This window comes from Parendozoicomonas sp. Alg238-R29, assembly GCF_947331445.1.
Taxonomy (GTDB): Bacteria; Pseudomonadota; Gammaproteobacteria; order Pseudomonadales; family Endozoicomonadaceae; genus Sansalvadorimonas.
The window spans coordinates 1-18,288 of the sequence record NZ_CAMZOG010000090.1 but is presented as its reverse complement, the minus strand read 5'-3'; the positions used below and the strand labels follow the sequence as shown (position 1 = coordinate 18,288).

Below are 18,288 nucleotides of genomic sequence, written 5' to 3'. Positions count from 1 at the left end.
TCAGCTGGAACATCAGGTCAGCGGACTGGAACAACGCAACACAGATCTTGCACAAGACCATGCCAAACTCAATAGCGCGCTGCAGCAGGAAAAACTCCAGCACCAGCAGCACCTGTCCACAATAGAAACCACACAACAGCAGCTCAACATGGCCGCCAGTGACAACCTCAAAGTTCAAAGAGACATTATAAAATTAAGAGAACAGCTCTCCGCCTGCCATAACCATGAAGCCCTGACAGCCGCAAAACTGGAAGCACAACAACAAGCCCTGTACAACGCCGATAATGAAATTCGCCTGTTAAACAGTGCAGTTAGGCAAAAAGAACAACAGCTTGAGGAAAAGGATGAAGAGATTACCCGCCTGCAAGAGTTCGTTGAAAAGAATCATGAACTGAGTGAAGAAAACCGCCAGCTCACAGAGAAACTATCAGCAGCAGAGGCTGCAAGAGTCAATGTTCAAAACGAGCTTAAAAGCGTTAGCGATTCCCGTCAGAGTTTGATCGATGAAACTGCCACACTAAACCAAAGAGTTCAGAGCCTGCTAAGTGAATTGGAAATAGCACAGAACCGCATAAAAGAGCTGATACAACAACGAAGCGCTAAGACTATTCGACTGGGACAGACTTTTCATGATCTTAATGAAAGCCATAACGAAGTGGTTTCCAGTCTTGAAGAACAAGTCACTGCAAAATCCAAAGAGCTTGCAGAAGCCAAAGAGCGTGAAAGAGAGCTCATTGCTCAACTAGCGCCATTTCAGCATGATATCAAGCAGATCATGGCCGTTGTTGGGGAGGCTGCTGGGGAGGCTGCTGGGGAGACTGCTATTCAGGATGCGTCTTCACCAGCTGCCTACCAAATACCGAACCCAAAGCCGAGTAAAAAGCCGAGTGAAAAGCTTAAAGAACTATTAAAATTAAAAAACGCTAAAATAACACAGCTACAAGAACAACTTAACAATGCATTGAAATCCGTACAAATCCAAAGTAGGAAAGTGGATACGAAGTATAGAGAATTGGCAAAAGCAGAAACACGAAACACTGAGCTGAGCAACAGAAATGAACAACTGGTTAATCAGCTCGATGCGGCAAGCTCACACGGAGAAGAGCTTGAGATGCGTAACAAAGCTCTCTCCAACGACTATGAAGAAGCGATAAGAACAGCTAAAGGGCAAGCTCTCGAAACCAAAAAAATATCAGACAATCTCAACGAAGTAACTCTGGAACTTGCGTACACAACATTGAAGTTGCAGAAACAGGACAACCTTTGGCAAGAAGAAAAACGCCGACTTCATGCAACTCTTGACGAATCTTTAAAACAAATACAATCCCACGTATTGGAACAAGAAGCCTGGAGTCACGAAAGACACGAACTTAAAGGACAGCTGCTTCCCCTGGAGAGCAAAAAACAAGAGCTGGAGAACGAGATTCTTACCCTTAAAAAACAACTGTCCTTATTAGAGTCTGAAAATAGTTTTGTAAAATCAACCTCTCTTATGTGGCAGGATCATGCGGAACATGCGGAACATGCGGAACATGCGGAACATGCGGAACATGCGGAAAGCAAGCTTCAAGGCCTTGATATAGCACTCAAGGACAAGAGCAATGCGTATGACGAGCTGAACAAAGCACATACTCAGGCTATGACCCACATGAGGAATATTGAACTGGAGATTGTCAGGCAAATAAGCAATGTGACCAACCCCGCTGAAGACTTTGAACAGTCCCTGCCTGAAAATTTCCAGCACCTCTCTATTTCAGGAAACCTGTATACCCAGCTACCGGTGATCACCAAGAATCTGCATGAATTAACCAGGCAGTGGCACCTGAGCCAGATGAATCAGGATGATCTTGCTGAAAGAAATAGAGCTCTTAGCGATGAGGTCGCTGCTCTCAGCAACCAGGTCGAGAATGAAAGAAAGCATTCAGAACAATTACAACACAATTTGGAGGCCGCAGCTCAAGATCGGGAAAAAGCCCTCGAAAGCAAAGAGCTTAATGCAAACAAACTGAGCTCTATGAAAAAACAGCTTGAAGCACAAGAAGACGGAATAAGAATCCGGCAGCACAGAAATGAACTTCAAGCTGCAGAAATCAAGAAACTCGAGTTAGCCGTAAGTAAATTGGAGAGTGAAAGCACTCGCCTCCCTGAAGGTGTCGTTTCTCAGGAACGGTATTGGGAAGCTATTCGAATAATGAAAGAATCACTCGACTCGCTTGAACAAGAGCATGAGAGAACACTGGCAAACCTCACCGAAACAAAAGATCAGATATTAAAAGAAGTGGAAGCCTCCACAGAAATCATAATCAATAACCTAATGGCAGAAAAGGCTGAGTTACAAAGTCAGATTGTCAGGCAAAAAACATTGCTTCAGACTTTGTCTGATATGATGAATTCATCATTAGCTGATCTGGATGCGGCTCAACAACTCGTAACTGACTTTTTTGATGAGGGCGATGCTCGCGAAACCCTCCTTCATATTTTTGAAGAAGTTAAAGACAACCTGCAAACCGGAAAAGGTGGGTGGGAAGAGATTCTACAACAGCTTGATAGGGAAAATATTCATCCGAAAAAGGTTGAGCAACAGGCTGCCTTGGATAATGCTCACAAAATCCTCAAGCTTATTGCAGACATAAAACAAGATGGAGAACTCCCCCCCTCATCAGAGCTACCATCCACGCCAAAGCATAGTCTAAGTCATGATAGTGAAAGTGGCGATAGCGGTATCGATACAGCCAGCAATAGTTCCTCTACAAACATTCAGGGTGAACAGGAGGAAATCTTTGAGTCTCCCTCCCAGGAGCCGAGGTCACCGACCTACGGCTCGGCAGTAAAGTTTGCCCGCCCCAAAGCCCCAGGCAACCATTCGTCTACGTATAAGGCCCGACTGGATAAACCTTTAACTTTAACAGATACCACTAACCACTAACTCTTAAAGACCATGCGTTGGTCTTCGACAGTCACTTTAACAGTTGTTCCTGCAGCAAACGTTCCACCAAGAATTGCTTGAGCCAGTGGGTTTTCTATCTCACGCTGAATCACGCGCTTTAAGGGGCGTGCACCATAAACAGGGTCAAAACCAGCGTCCACCAGCATTGTCATGGCTTCATCAGACACTTCCAGTAACAGATCGTTTTCTGACAATCGTGAGCGCAGAAGATCAAGTTGAATATCAGCAATCCCTTTGATCTGTTCTTTCGCAAGGGGATGGAAGACCACCAACTCATCAATACGATTCACAAACTCTGGCCGGAAATGTTGCCCAACCACATCCATCAATGTGCTCTTCACTGTTTCAAACTCATCACCCTTAAGGGTCTGAATCAAGTCTGAGCCAAGGTTTGAAGTCATCACCACCACAGTGTTGCGGAAATCAACGGTGCGCCCTTGACCATCAGTTAAGCGACCATCATCCAATACCTGTAAAAGAATGTTGAACACATCCGCATGGGCTTTTTCGACTTCATCCAGAAGCACTACGCTGTATGGGCGTCGACGTACGGCTTCAGTCAGATAGCCGCCTTCTTCATAACCCACGTATCCTGGAGGCGCTCCCAGCAGTCGGGCAACGGAGTGTTTCTCCATAAACTCGGACATATCAATCCGAACCACGGCATCCTGTGTGTCGAAAAGGAATTCTGCCAGAGCTTTGCACAGTTCCGTTTTACCAACACCGGTTGGACCAAGAAACATAAAGGAGCCGTTGGGCCGATCAGGATCAGATAAACCTGCCCGACTACGCCGCACAGCATCGGAAACAGCTTTTACAGCCTCGTGCTGGCCAATCACTCGATCATGGAGAGCGTCTTCCATACGCAGGAGTTTATCTCGCTCACCTTCCAGCATTTTATTAACAGGAATTCCTGTCCACCGGCTAACAACTTCAGCAATTTCTTCATCGGTGACTTTATTGCGCAGCAGCTGCATACCTGTAGTTTCTGCGTCCTGAGCCTGCTCAATACGTTTCTCAATATCAGGCAGTTTGCCGTACTGAATTTCAGACATTTTTCCCAGATCACCAGAGCGGTTTGCGGCCTCAAGCTCCAGCAAGAGTTTCTCTTTCTCCTCTTTTAATTTGTGCGCGCCCTGCAAAACGGACTTCTCTGCCACCCAGATTTCTTCCAGATCAGAAAACTGTTTTTCCAGTTCTGAAATTTCCCCATCAAGTGCTGAGAGGCGCTTCTGTGAAGCGGCATCTATTTCCTTTTTCATCGCCTCTTTTTCAATCTTCAATTGAATCAGGCGACGTTCCAGCTTATCCATGGATTCTGGCTTGGAATCCATCTCCATACGGATACGGCTTCCCGCTTCATCCACAAGGTCAATAGCCTTGTCGGGAAGCTGCCGGTCAGTGATATAACGATGAGACAGTTTGGCCGCAGCAATAATCGCCGGGTCAGTGATATCCACATGATGGTGAACTTCGTAGCGCTCTTTCAAACCACGAAGAATGGCGATGGTGTCTTCCACAGAAGGCTCATCTACCAGTACTTTCTGGAAACGACGCTCCAGCGCAGCATCCTTTTCAATGTACTGGCGATATTCATCAAGAGTTGTGGCACCTACACAATGCAGTTCACCGCGGGCAAGAGCAGGCTTCAGCATATTGCCAGCATCCATCGCGCCTTCGGCTTTACCAGCACCCACCATAGTGTGCAGCTCATCAATAAACAGAATGATCTGCCCTTCCTGCTTGGCAAGATCACTTAACACCGCTTTCAGGCGTTCTTCAAAGTCACCACGGTATTTCGCCCCGGCAAGCAACGCTCCCAAATCGAGGGAAAGAATGCGTTTGTTGCGAATACCTTCCGGCACTTCGCCATTCACAATTCTCAGCGCTAAACCTTCAATAATGGCGGTTTTACCCACACCCGGTTCACCAATCAATACTGGGTTGTTTTTGGTTCTACGCTGGAGAACCTGAACCGTTCTGCGAATTTCATCATCACGGCCTATTACAGGGTCAAGCTTGCCCTGCTCGGCCCGTTCAGTGAGATCAATGGTATATTTGGCAAGAGCATTGCGGCTGTCCTCGGCATTGGGATCATTCACAGATTCGCCACCGCGCAGATTTTTGATGGCAGTTTCCAGAGCTTTTTTACTGACACCCTGATCACGTAATAACTGCCCAACCGAACCACCATCTTCCATCATCACCAGCAACACAGTTTCACTGCTGATGAACTGGTCGTTATCCTGCTGGGATTTTTTATCTGCCAGATTCAGTAAGCGAAGTAAGCCCTGGGAAGGCTGGATATCACCTGTTGGCGTTTTGGTAACGGCCAGTTTATCGATAATCCCATCCAGGCTCTGGGAGACTGTGGCAATATCAAAACCAACCTGGGAAAGTAACGGTTTTACCGCTCCCCCCTGTTGATTGATCATCACCTGCAGCAAATGAGCAGTTTCAATGCTGGTGTGATCCTTACCTATAGCCAACGACTGGGCGTCGGCCAGGGCTGACTGCAGCTTGCTGGTTAACCGGTCGGCTCGCATTGCAAGTACCCCTCACCTTCTTACCAAAATAGAGAAACAGTTAATTTCTATATATGGCTGGTGAGGGGGAATTCAAGTCATTTACTGCAGTTTACTGGCTACTCACCTGCGTCAAAGCCCCCCCCTGAAGAGAAGGAAGAATAGCGTTTATTTTTGCTTCTTTTTGCTCCTTGTTAGCTTGAATTTCCTTCATCACTCATAGGAAGACTCCATATCCGCTGCTCATTTAACATCGACGAGGAGTATAGATACGGGGTTTTACGTCAACAGAAAGGAATTTTTACGTTTTGAAATCTTGATAAGCGACAGTTTCAGGATAACCAAATAGCAGACAACATGCGTCCACTGGCAGCACCTTCACGACGATAGGAATAAAAAACCTGATCTTCACTACCAGTACAACGATCACCACCGGAAATTTCCGTAACTCCCAACCGAGCAAGGCGCTGGCAGGCAAGCAGATAAAGATCACCATACCAGCGGTCATCATCACCCGGAACAAAAGCGTCCAAGGCCTCAGGCACAACCTGAGCAAAAGCATCACGAACTTCTGCCCCAACCTCAAAACACTTCTGACTGATTGCCGGACCAAACCAGGCAATTAGCTCTTCGCCTGGGTCGTCAAAAGCTTTCACGGTACTTTCCAGCACACCAGCCGCAAGCCCACGCCAACCTGCATGAGCTGCCGCAACTCTTGTGCCGGAACGATTACAGAACAATACCGGCAGACAATCTGCCGTTAAAACTGTACAGGGACGATTTTGTTCCTCCGTCCACACAGCATCTGCCTCAGCACCAAAAGGTGAGTTGGCTGAAATAATATCTACACCGTGAACCTGCTTAGCCCAACAGGGCTGGGAATCCCAGCCCCATTGATTTACCAGACCATTCCCCCAGGATGTCAGCCACTCCTTACGCCTCTGAAGAAAGTCAGGCTTATGCTGATCACTCATTGGCGGCCCAAGCGGGCTTACCCGGCGGGTTGACACAAAAGCCCTGACATTTGCCGGGGCGTTCCATTCTGGCTGAATGTAATCAACCAGAGCGCTGTCATTCTGGGAGGTGGTCATTAGTCGATTTCTACCTGTACATCCTGCTCAAGGACATCAAGCAGGGTAAGAAAATCTTCCGGCAGTTCTGTTTCCCATTCCATATAGTCGCCAGTAACTGGGTGTACAAGTCCAAGACGACGGGCATGAAGAGCCTGACGATCGAAGTCTTTCAACGCAGTCACCAGTTCTGGCGTGGCACCTTTGGGGAAACGGGGAGGACCGGCGTAAAGGGAATCCCCCACCAGTGGATAACGCAGGTGGCTCATATGAACACGAATCTGGTGGGTTCGGCCGGTTTCCAGTTGCAGACGAATATGAGTGTGACCACGGTAACGCTCCAGCACCCGGTAGTGGGTAATGGAGGGTTTACCACCAATCACCACACCCATCTTCAGGCGGTTGGTTGTATGACGACCAATAGGCTCATCAACAAGCCCACCAGCGCTCATCACACCAAAAACAACAGCCTCATACTCACGGCTGACAGAACGTTCCTGTAGCTGTTCAACCAGATCGGTCTGTGCCTGCAGGGTTTTGGCTACCACCATCAAACCTGTTGTGTCTTTGTCCAAACGGTGAACAATACCTGCCCGGGGCACAGAGGCGAGTTCCGGGTAACGGAACAAAAGCCCGTTCAATAATGTTCCTGTCCAGTTACCCGCACCGGGATGAACAACCAGATCCCGGGGCTTGTTGATAACCACGATGTCGTCATCCTCATAGACAACATCCAGAGGAATATCTTCCGGCTCCCAGCGGCCGTCATCTTCAATCACTGCATTCAAAGACAGCTGCTCTCCACCGAACAGTTTGTCTTTAGGGCGCAGATTTTTGCCATCTACCAACAGAGCCCCGGAACGTATCCAGTCCTGCAGGCAGGAGCGTGAGTAATCAGAAAAAACTATTGAAGCGATCTGATCCAGACGTTTACCACCCAGTTCTTCGGGAGCAAACGCTTCAAGGGTAATCTGTTCGGCCATAAAGTGGAGCTACTATTCCCGTAATTAATTCTCAGGAACGTTCGCAGGAACGATTCTGATAAAACATATTTCTACAGGGTTCACTCCCTGCAAACCCAAAATCTGAAACATAACAGCATGGCGACATACTCACTCTGCAAAGCTCGAAATGTCGCCCTATATTATGCCAACAACGCATATTACACGCTGACATTGCAAACAATAGAGTGGATAACTCAAACTATTATCGACCACACTAAGAAAGTTCGTTGCCGGATAACTTGGGATTCTCCCCCATGCTGTGATTAAATAGACTGATTACGCAGTGTACCACAGCATGTCTGGCTCCGAAGCGGACGGAAAACACCGGAAAGGCACTTCAGGGATAACCAATGCGAGCAGCAAAACATTTATGTGTACTGGCTTTTACCGTATTGCTGGCAGCCTGTTCCAGCAATGAAGTCAAGGTTCCAGAGAGCCTGACCGAAGCCGAGCTTTATCAACAGTCCAGTGAACAGCTGGAAAACAAAAACTATTCGGGAGCCGTAGACACTCTGCGTGCACTGGAATCCCGCTACCCGTTCGGACCATTTGCCGAACAGGCACAGCTAGATCTGATCTTTGCTTACTATAAGAGTCTGGAGCCAGAAGCTTCCCGTGCCTCTGCAGAACGTTTTATTCGTCTGCACCCTCAGAATCCTAGTGTTGATTACGCCTACTACATGCGTGGTCTGGCATCCAACACGGCTGACCTGGGTTTGATTGAGCGCTACGTGCCTGTTGATATGTCTCGCCGTGACCCTGGCCAGGCTCGCCAGTCCTTTAACGAATTTGCCGAACTGCTGCGTCGTTTCCCAGACAGCCGCTACGCACCAGATGCCCGCCAGCGTATGGTATACCTGCGTAACAGACTGTCTCGCTACGAACTGCACGCTGCTGATTACTACATGAAGCGTAAAGCGTATGTGGCAGCTATTAACCGTGGCCGCTACATTGTTGATCACCTGCAAGGCACGCCTGTTGTTGAAGAAGCCTTGGGCATTATGGTGGAAGGCTACCAACACCTCGGTTTGAACCAGCCCGCTGAAGAAGCACTTCTGGTTTTGAAAACCAACTTTCCTGAAAGCAAGCTGGTCAATGCTGAAGGTGAATTTATCGGCCACCGTGTTTACAGTGATGTTGACCCAACCCTGCTCAATACGCTGACCTTTGGTTTGTTTGGTAAAGACACACCAAAGAAAGAGAAGACTGTTGAGGAAGAGGAAGAAGAAAACGGCCCCTCACTTCTGAACACTCTGACCTTTGGATGGCTGGGCGACAACGGTGCTCCTACGGCTCCAGAACCACCAGCACAGTAACAACCAGCACAGTAACAACCAGCACAGAACAACCAGTTATTCGATTACCAAAAGGCCTGAGTTTCAGGCCTTTTCATTTTGAGAACAAGTATGACCACCACAGTAAAATGCCCCCAGTGCCAAAAGCAAGTGGAGTGGAAACCAGATAATAAATATCGCCCTTTCTGCTGTGAGCGCTGTCGGCTAATCGACCTTGGCGCCTGGGCTGCGGAAGAGCATAAAATTCCGGGCACCCCGCAATATGATGATCTGATGTCTGAAAACCTGAATGATCTCAATTCCTGAACAATCCTGGCCTGCCTGACACCCGCCAGATAGGCCAGAATCTTATAAGAACAGATTTCTTTGCCGACTATATTGCCAAACCTTTAGGCTGCGTTCTTTGCAGCCACTGCGGTGATCGTTTTGGCCGCAATCCGCAATTCCCAATCCACAGTCACTTTTAGCATTGTGCCTTTCTGCAAACTGGACAGCGCCCTGCTGCTAACCAGAGAAGTCCTTAGAGATTTATCGTTTATTGGCCTTCCTGCTCTGATAATCCATCAGGGAGCTTCTCTTGGCAGGAAAATTCCTGGATCTGTTACTTATATGGCCGAATGACTCCCCTGGAACAACCGTGGTCGGTCGATAAGCATAATTATTACTGCAGCGACAGAAGAAACCGGACAGCGAATACCTGTTACAACTCTCAGCCCGATCACTACTCGGTTCATACCAGCCCTGATAATACGAGATTATTACCACCAACGACTGATCGCTGCGACTCCTTGGGCACCAACATCAATTGCCTGGCACAGGCTCTCTTCACTCATTCCACCCAGACAATAAACAGGCAACGCTGCCTGCTCAATCAACGCCTGAGCCTGCTCCCAGCCAAGAGGAGTTGCATCAGGGTGACTGGCCGTGTTTTGCACTGGAGATAACGTGGTACAACTAGCACCAACTTCGGCAGCCATATCCAGCTGCTTCTTGTTATGGCAAGAAGCGATCAAAAGCTTCTCCCCAGCATAACTCCAGCCTTGCTCATGCCACTCCTGAAGTTGTGCCGAAGTCATATGCAGCCCAGCTACACCCTCTCTATCCAGCCAGCTTAAATCACCTTTCACAATCAGCTGACTTGCGCCAAAAGAGAATAGCGGCAGAAGAGCTTCAACACAGGTTTTATATTCTGAATCACTCAGCCATGGGGCACGAAACTGAATCATTGAAAACTGTCGCTCAACCGCAGAGGAAACCCTGCTTACCAATTCATGAATATCAGCAAAAGTTCCGGTAATTAAATACTTCTGAGGTAATTGTGCAGCTGCCACAATCGGGCGATTAGCGGCAGGAAAATCATGGAGTGACAACTCTGCAGGTGTCACCCATTTTACTGGCTGCCCTTCCCGCCCGTGAGCCTCACCAGCAAAAGAAATCACCGTCCAGACATCAAGCAAGACAGACTTATCTGGGTAATTATGATGAATACGAATCAGCGGGCGAAACTTTGAAGGCCGAATACCCAGTTCTTCATCCAACTCCCGACACAAGGCATCCGTCACCTTCTCATCGGGCTCCACTTTGCCACCGGGGAATTCCCACAATCCTCCCATATGTTTGTCGAGAGGACGGCGAGCGATCAAAATATTATTGTTCTGATCAAGAATAACTGCAGCGGCAACGTGGATTCGCTTCATACAATCTACTCATGAAACCGCATTTCAATCAGGTGCGGTATTCAGCATTAATGGTGACATATTCGTGAGAAAGATCAGACGTCCACACCTGTGTAGATGCTGAACCAAGCCCCAGATTAATATTAATGGTATAGGCTTCTTTATCCATAACTGCCTGCCCATCCGCTTCCCGATAGCCGGCAGCAACTCCACCCTGTTCAGCAATCTGAACATCATCAAGACAAATCTGAATCTTCTCGACATCCAGATTATCCACAGGCGCACGGCCTACAGCAGCCAGAATGCGCCCCCAGTTCGGATCACAGGCAAACAGAGCCGTTTTCACCAAAGGCGATAGAGCAACGGTATTCGCCACAGTATGAGCCTGCTCGACAGTCTCAGCCCCCTGTACTGCAACCGTCACGAACCGGGTTGCCCCTTCACCATCCATAACCAGTGCTTTGGCCAGATCCTGACACACATCGGCTACCACCTCTGAGAGGTTGGCAAACAACGCATTGTCACGATCTTGAATGGCAGGGTTACCCGCTTTGCCGGTAGCGATGAGAATGCAGGAGTCATTGGTTGAAGTATCGCCATCAACAGTAATGCGGTTGAAAGAGTCGTCTGCCACCTCTGCCAATAACTCTTGCAGAAGAGCTTGTTCAACAGCTGCATCAGTAGCGATATAGGTCAACATAGTCGCCATATTCGGGTGAATCATGCCAGAGCCTTTAGCAATCCCGGTGACAGTGTAGATATGACCTTCAAACTCAAACTGACGGGAAAAACCTTTTGGGCGGGTATCGGTAGTCATAATACCTTCCGCAGCATGCCACCAACTATCTTCAGAAAGGTTATCCACACATCCGGGAATACCAGTCTCCAGTCGTTCGACTGGCAGATGCTCACCAATAACCCCCGTAGAAAAGGACAACACTTGCTCAGATCGGACATCCAAGGCCTCCGCCACCGCAGCTGTGGTTCGCCTGGCATCAGACATACCTTGCTCACCAGTACCGGCATTGGCGTTACCGGTATTCACCAGAAGCGCACAGGGCGAGCTTTGCATACGTTCACGACAGAGAAGAACAGGTGCTGCACAAAATGCATTCTGGGTAAATACACCTGCAACACTCCCCTCTTCAGGCCAGCGCATAACCACCAAATCCCGGCGGTCTGGATAGCGAATGCCAGCTTTCACCGTACCAAGTTGAAAACCTTTAACTGGATGCAATGTGCCTGATGGAGCTTTTCCCGTTGCCATACTTCCCCCAAGTAGGTCGCGACATTTTCACCATGATTATACCTGCTTATTCTCATGCTTCAGACAGGCATATGTGGCTCATGGGTGTCTCATATGTGGATTTCTATGATTTCTAGTCAAGTAAAAAAGCCTCTCACCCCACAGGGATGAAAGGCTCTCTTCAAGTGAAGCCATGTCTTATACAGACATTGCCTTAGGCAATAAATGCCTTAAACAATTTTACCGTGACACTGCTTGTACTTCTTGCCCGAGCCACAAGGACACGGGTCATTTCGACCAACCTTACGACCATCTCGCACAACAGGAGCCTGAGGCTCAGGTGCTGGAGCTTCAGTGTCTTCACCTTCACCAGGCATACCTTGCGCCTGCTGGTGTTCAAACTGCATACGATGGGCTAACTCTTCACGGCGCTGGCGTTCGATTTCTTCAGTCTGGTCATCCTGCTGAACCTGAACGTGGGACAAAACACGCACAACTTCGTGCTTGATATCTGTCAGCATCTGGGAGAACAGTTCAAAAGCTTCTCGCTTGTATTCCTGTTTAGGGTTCTTGGCAGCATATCCACGCAGGTGAATACCCTGACGAAGATGATCCATAGTGGCCAGGTGCTCCTTCCACTTATCATCCAGAATACGCAGCAGAATGTGCTTTTCGAAAGCTTGTAAAGCTTCGGCACCAGCCAGAGTTTTCTTATTCTCGTAAGACTCAGACACTTTCTCAAGAATACGGTCACGAAGGCCGTCTTCATCAAGGGCATCTTCTGTATCTAGCCATTGTTTAACAGGTAACTGCTCGTTTAACTCAGCGGCAATGCGTTTCTCAAGCCCAAGAATATCCCATTGTTCTTCAAGACTCTGAGGTGGAACAAATTCGTCAATCAGGCTATTAATCACTTCAGCACGAATATTGTTAACGCTTTCACTCACATCTTCAGCGGCCAGCAAGTCATCACGCTGAGAGTAAACAACCTTACGTTGATCGTTGGCTACGTCATCATATTCAAGCAGATTTTTACGAATATCGAAGTTACGGCCTTCAACCTTGCGCTGGGCTTTTTCAATGGCGTTGGTCACCATCCGGTGCTCAATGGCTTCGCCTTTTTCCATGCCCAAGGCTTTCATGAAGTTCTTCACCCGGTCAGAGGCGAAGATACGCATCAGATTGTCTTCCAGTGACAGGTAGAAACGGGAAGAGCCCGCATCACCCTGACGACCGGAGCGACCACGGAGCTGGTTATCAATACGGCGGGATTCGTGACGCTCAGTACCGATAATATGCAAACCACCAGCGGCCAGTACTGCATCATGGCGCCGCTGCCATTCGGAACGCAGGTTTTCCAACTGGTCTTCAGAAGGATTATCCAGCGTGGCTGCTTCCGCTTCCCAGTTACCACCAAGACTAATATCTGTACCACGACCAGCCATATTGGTCGCAATGGTGATGGCGCCAGGGCGACCAGCCTGAGCAATAATATCCGCTTCTTTTTCGTGGAACTTAGCATTCAGAACCTGGTGCTCAATACCCGCCTTTTTAAGAGCATTGGAAAGCAGCTCAGAAGATTCGATAGATGCAGTACCAACCAGCACTGGGCGGTCCGCAGCTACAGTTTCACGAATATCCTGAATAATCGCCTCGTATTTCTCTTCGATAGTGAGATAAACGAGGTCGTTCATATCCTTACGAACCATTGGCCTGTGGGTAGGAATAACCACCACATCCAAGCCGTAAATCTGACGAAATTCGAAAGCTTCGGTATCAGCGGTGCCGGTCATACCAGACAGGTTGTCGTACAGACGGAAGTAGTTCTGAAAGGTTGTAGATGCCAGAGTCTGGCTTTCCGCCTGAATAGGCAGGCCTTCTTTGGCTTCCAGTGCCTGATGCAAACCTTCAGACAAACGACGACCGGGCATGGTACGGCCAGTATGTTCGTCAACCAGCATAATTTCCTGACTGCTGACGATATATTCCACATTTTTCTGAAACAGTGTGTGAGCTTTCAACGCTGCTTGAGCATGATGCAGAAGATTCAGGTTTTGAGAAGCGTAGAGGCTCTCACCTTCTGGCAGGTGCCCCTCTTTCACCAGAGTTTCTTCAATAAACTGGTGACCGGTTTCAGTGAGTTCAACCTGACGGGTCTTTTCATCGATGATGTAATGACCAGTATCCTCAACACCTTCTTCACTTTCTTCGTGTTGACGCTCCAGACGAGGAGCTAGTTTATTCATGATCCGATACAGTTCGGAGCTGTCTTCGGCCGGGCCAGAAATAATCAGAGGAGTACGGGCTTCATCAATCAGAATGGAGTCGACCTCGTCGACAACAGAGAAGTTCAGTTCGCGCTGAAACTTATCTTCCTTGCGGAAAGCCATGTTATCCCGAAGGTAATCAAAGCCAAATTCGTTGTTGGTGCCGTAGGTAATATCAGACTGATAAGCAGCACGCTTCTCTTCAGGATCTTGCTGAGGAACGATTACACCAACACTCAATCCGAGGAATTCATACAGTGGCTGCATCCAACGGGCATCACGGCGAGCAAGGTATTCGTTAACCGTAACAACGTGAACCCCTTTACCAGACAAGCCGTTCAGGTAAACGGCCAGTGTCGCCATTAATGTTTTACCTTCACCTGTGCGCATTTCGGCAATGCGACCTTCGTGAAGAGTCATACCACCGATCAACTGAACATCGAAGTGGCGCATCCCCATAACCCGCTGACTGGCCTCACGGCAGACAGCGAAAGCCTCAATGAGGAGATCATCTAAAGACTCCCCACCCTGGGCACGTTTTTTTAATTTCAGGCTGCGGGCCTTCAGGTCATCATCACTCAGTGCCTGCAGTTCACTTTCCAGCTCACCTATCTGCTTAACCCGCTTGCTCATTTTTTTGAGCTGGCGGTCGTTTTTACTGCCTACAATTTTTTTTACGAGAGATGACAACATAATTTGATCAAGTGCCCGAAATATCCAAATTCTTTATTAACTATCCGCGACTGGCTCTGTACATGTAGCGGGCGGGATTCACCTGCCTGTTATTCACCAGCACTTCAAAATGTACATGGGGACCAGTGGATCGCCCCGAACTCCCCATCAGGCTGATAGCCTGCCCCTTAGTGACAATATCCCCGACCTTCACTAATGCTTCTTTATTATGAGCATATCGGGTGACATAACCATTGCCATGATTAATTTCTACCAACAAGCCAAAACCACTGCGTCTTCCGGACCACGTAACTATTCCGGAACCAACCGCAATAACTTCAGAACCTTCTTTACCGGCGATATCGACACCTTTATGCCAGGCGGGTCTGCCAGTAAAGGGGTCTGTTCTGCGCCCAAAATTGGAGGAAACCCATCCTTTTCTCACAGGCCGGCCAGCAATGTAAACATCATCCTGAAGATTTCTTCCTAACAGGAGAGACTCCAGAACATCCAACTGTTCTGCACGATTATCAATACGGGAAGCGAGTTCTTCAATCTGATCGGAAAAACTGGGGGGAAGGTAGCTCTGGCCAGCATCAATGGCTTCATCCGGCCCCCCCAAAGCTGGGGCCATACCAAAATCAAATTCGTCCTGCGCAAGATCGGCCATGGTTACGAGTCTGTCCCCAAGAGCATCAAGTCGCATTAATCGCCCCTGAAGCTGAGCTAGCTGCACAGCCATGGCATCCAGTTCGACACTGGAAGCACCTTTTAGTTTCTCAACATCTTTACGCTGGTCGCTAAGAACAGTTTTCCATTCCTGGAGATCACCACTGGTCAATGCGCCGGACGCATTCAGGTTGAGGTAATACCAAGCCAGAAGAAAACCGGCCAGGATAAGAGTTGCGACTGACAAACCAATCCCCCAGAACAGCCGTGCACCGTCCATCCAGAAAGTGCGGCTTTTACCATGGGGATGTCGAACAACGATTACTTTCATTGCCAGCCTGAAATTACCTCTGGGATTACCGCGGCAAAGAGCCGGTTAATCCATGTTTTAGCGAAAACAACTATTCAATTCTCATTCAAGCTTACACACCATCTTTCACAAGCTTGAAATTTAAGAGGTTGATAGTACCAGAAAATCGCCAGAATGCGGCACACTCTAGCATTGCCGAGAACACTCTCGCAACAAAGGAAGGTGCCCCCCTTAAAAGCATACTCTTTCCTTTTATGACAAATACAAAAAAAGGCCATCAAATCTGATGGCCTTCAAAAAAGAGAGAGTTTTATGTGATCAAACAATAACAGCGGTCGGACGCGCATAAGAAATAGGGGCTGTGGCAGCATCATCAAATGTCACAACTTCCCATGCTGATTCATCGGCAATCAACGCCCGAAGAAGCTTGTTATTGGTAGAGTGACCGGACTTTTCACCGACAAACTCACCAATCAGGCTATTACCCAGCAGGTACAGGTCGCCAATAGCATCCAGCATCTTGTGCTTTACAAACTCATCTTCGTAACGAAGACCGTCTTCATTTAAAATTCGATAATCATCAACAACAATAGCGTTTTCTACACTGCCACCCAAAGCCAGATTTTGAGAACGCAGGAATTCAATATCCTTCATAAAGCCGAAGGTACGAGCACGGCTAACTTCTTTAACAAAGGAAGTGCTGGAGAAATCAATGCTGGCCTGTTGAGTCAGCCCGTGGAATACAGGGTGATCAAACTCAATGGAGAAGCTGACTTTAAACCCATTAAAAGGTACGAAAGTGGCTGATTTGCCATCTTCCTTAACTGTTACCTTCTTTTTAATGCGAATAAAGCGCTTAGCAGCAGATTGCTCTTCAATACCAGCAGATTGCAGCAGAAATACAAAAGGTCCTGCACTGCCATCCATAATGGGTACTTCGTGGGCAGTTACATCAACGTAGGCATTATCAATACCCAAACCCGCCATAGCTGAAAGCAGATGTTCTACGGTATCAACCCGCACACCATCTCTTTCAAGGGAGGTGCAAAGAGTCGTCTGACCAACATTTACAGCCCGCGCTGGTATCTGAACGACAGGATCAAGATCCGTTCTGCAGAAAACAATGCCGGTATCAACAGGAGCTGGCCTCAGGGTGAGATAAACTTTTTCACCTGAGTGCAGACCGACACCGGTTGCCCGAATAATATTTTTAAGTGTGCGCTGTCTGATCATAATGCAGCCGTAGAGCCTTATCTATCTTGCTTTGTACCAGCGATACTGGAATTCCAGCCAAGCTGCAAGACATCCTGCCCAGCCTGAAATCTTGTAATAAACGTGCAGTCTAGCAAAGTAACGGGCATGAACATAGCGTTACATACCGTACCACTTCACGTTTCTCCGTAAATACCGCCAGACGGAAATCAATCCGCCTGACGTCTCAGGAACGCTGGGATATCCAGATAATCTGGAGAATCCGATACCTGAGGCTCAATTGGAGCAGTATCACTACCTACAGCAACGGGCTGGCGACGGTTTACTGTTGGGCGTTCCAGCTCACGGTAATCAATTTCGCCTGTGGTTGCCTTAGGCTTAGGCGCGTTATTGGTATTATCAACAACCACCTTGGGCTCTTCGTTGTGACCCAGGCCGGTAGCAACAACCGTTACACGCAGTTCATCAGTCATTTCCGGATCAATAACAGTGCCGATAACCACAGTGGCATTATCGGAAGCATACTGATTCACAGTATCACCAACTTCCTGGAATTCACCGATAGCAAAGTCTAGACCGGCAGTAATATTCACCAGAATACCGCGGGCCCCCTGCAGATCGATATCTTCCAACAGCGGGCTGCGAATAGCAGACTCTGCAGCTTCAGCAGCACGGGTTTCACCGGTCGCGCAGCCAGTACCCATCATCGCCATACCCATTTCAGACATAACCGTGCGCACGTCAGCAAAGTCAACGTTGATCATACCTGGGCGGATAATCAAATCAGCAATACCCTGAACAGCTCCCAGAAGCACATCGTTCGCAGCGCTGAATGCGGACAGCAGGCTTGCTTTCTTACCCAAAGCTTCAAGCAGCTTCTCGTTGGGGATAGTGATCAGGGAATCAACATGCTCGGAGAGCTCTTTCAAACCTTCACTGGCTACGCTGGTACGCTTGCGCCCCTCGAACGGGAACGGACGGGTTACAACAGCTACAGTCAAAATATCCAGCTCTTTAGCCACTTGGGCAACTACAGGAGCCGCGCCGGTACCTGTACCGCCTCCCATACCAGCGGTGATAAACACCATATCCGCACCGCTGAGCACCTCTGCAATGCGCTCGCGATCCTCAAGAGCAGCCTGACGGCCAATCTCAGGGTTTGCACCAGCTCCCAATCCCTTGGTAATACCGGTACCCAGCTGCAACAAAGTACGGGCATTCAGGTTTTTGAGTGCCTGTGCATCAGTGTTCGCCACGATGAAGTCAACACCTTCAACCTGGCTGTTCAGCATGTGATTTACAGCGTTACCGCCACCACCTCCAACACCGATTACTTTTATAACCGCATTCTGCGGAATACTGTCTTCCAGCTCGAACATGAAACTCTCCTTTCTC

12 protein-coding genes are annotated in these 18,288 nt (G+C 48.4%); 3 read left to right on the top strand and 9 right to left on the bottom strand.

What is annotated here, in order from left to right:
- Positions 1 to 2,926: hypothetical protein (locus QMA35_RS18015; protein WP_281648544.1), on the top strand; the 2,926-nt coding region annotated here is incomplete at its 5' end.
- Here QMA35_RS18015 and clpB read toward each other — a convergent pair.
- The 3 genes from clpB to rluD form a co-directional block, all read right to left on the bottom strand.
- Entirely contained in the window at positions 2,923 to 5,493 is a 2,571-nt protein-coding gene (clpB, locus tag QMA35_RS18010) for an ATP-dependent chaperone ClpB (protein WP_281648543.1), read from the bottom strand. The two genes, QMA35_RS18015 and clpB, sit on opposite strands and share 4 nt — an antisense overlap.
- A 311-nt stretch (positions 5,494 to 5,804) precedes the next feature.
- Positions 5,805 to 6,563 carry a peptidoglycan editing factor PgeF gene (gene pgeF, locus QMA35_RS18005; protein WP_281648542.1) on the bottom strand — a complete coding sequence of 253 codons (759 nt, stop codon included), beginning with the start codon at positions 6,561 to 6,563 and terminating at the stop codon, positions 5,805 to 5,807.
- The gene (gene rluD, locus QMA35_RS18000; protein WP_281648541.1) at positions 6,563 to 7,525 is read right to left on the bottom strand and encodes a 23S rRNA pseudouridine(1911/1915/1917) synthase RluD; all 963 of its coding nucleotides are present in this window, start codon (positions 7,523 to 7,525) and stop codon (positions 6,563 to 6,565) included. Before rluD ends, pgeF begins: the two co-directional genes overlap by 1 nt.
- A 371-nt stretch (positions 7,526 to 7,896) precedes the next feature.
- On the opposite strand from rluD, the gene QMA35_RS17995 reads away from it, so the two are divergent.
- Both QMA35_RS17995 and yacG read left to right on the top strand, forming a co-directional pair.
- Entirely contained in the window at positions 7,897 to 8,862 is a 966-nt protein-coding gene (locus tag QMA35_RS17995; protein WP_281648540.1) for an outer membrane protein assembly factor BamD, read from the top strand.
- A gap of 90 nt (positions 8,863 to 8,952) precedes the next feature.
- Positions 8,953 to 9,147 (top strand): DNA gyrase inhibitor YacG, encoded by a 195-nt coding sequence (yacG, locus tag QMA35_RS17990; RefSeq protein WP_281648539.1) that lies wholly within the window; start codon positions 8,953 to 8,955, stop codon positions 9,145 to 9,147.
- A 452-nt stretch (positions 9,148 to 9,599) separates the two neighbouring features.
- Here yacG and QMA35_RS17985 read toward each other — a convergent pair whose 3' ends face one another.
- The 6 genes from QMA35_RS17985 to ftsZ form a co-directional block, all read right to left on the bottom strand.
- Entirely contained in the window at positions 9,600 to 10,538 is a 939-nt protein-coding gene (locus tag QMA35_RS17985) for a Nudix family hydrolase (protein WP_281648538.1), read from the bottom strand.
- 28 nt (positions 10,539 to 10,566) lie between these two features.
- Positions 10,567 to 11,784 carry a bifunctional glutamate N-acetyltransferase/amino-acid acetyltransferase ArgJ gene (argJ, locus tag QMA35_RS17980; protein ID WP_281648537.1) on the bottom strand — a complete coding sequence of 406 codons (1,218 nt, stop codon included), beginning with the start codon at positions 11,782 to 11,784 and terminating at the stop codon, positions 10,567 to 10,569.
- Positions 11,785 to 11,993: 209 nt separating this feature from the next.
- Positions 11,994 to 14,723 carry a preprotein translocase subunit SecA gene (secA, locus tag QMA35_RS17975; protein ID WP_281648536.1) on the bottom strand — a complete coding sequence of 910 codons (2,730 nt, stop codon included), beginning with the start codon at positions 14,721 to 14,723 and terminating at the stop codon, positions 11,994 to 11,996.
- Between the two features lie 40 nt (positions 14,724 to 14,763).
- Entirely contained in the window at positions 14,764 to 15,702 is a 939-nt protein-coding gene (locus QMA35_RS17970) for a M23 family metallopeptidase (RefSeq protein ID WP_281648535.1), read from the bottom strand.
- 297 nt (positions 15,703 to 15,999) lie between these two features.
- Positions 16,000 to 16,914, bottom strand: coding sequence for a UDP-3-O-acyl-N-acetylglucosamine deacetylase (gene lpxC / locus QMA35_RS17965; protein WP_281648534.1), 915 nt, complete (start codon positions 16,912 to 16,914; stop codon positions 16,000 to 16,002).
- A 188-nt stretch (positions 16,915 to 17,102) separates the two neighbouring features.
- Positions 17,103 to 18,272 (bottom strand): cell division protein FtsZ, encoded by a 1,170-nt coding sequence (gene ftsZ, locus QMA35_RS17960; protein ID WP_281648545.1) that lies wholly within the window; start codon positions 18,270 to 18,272, stop codon positions 17,103 to 17,105.
- Positions 18,273 to 18,288: the final 16 nt, after the last annotated feature.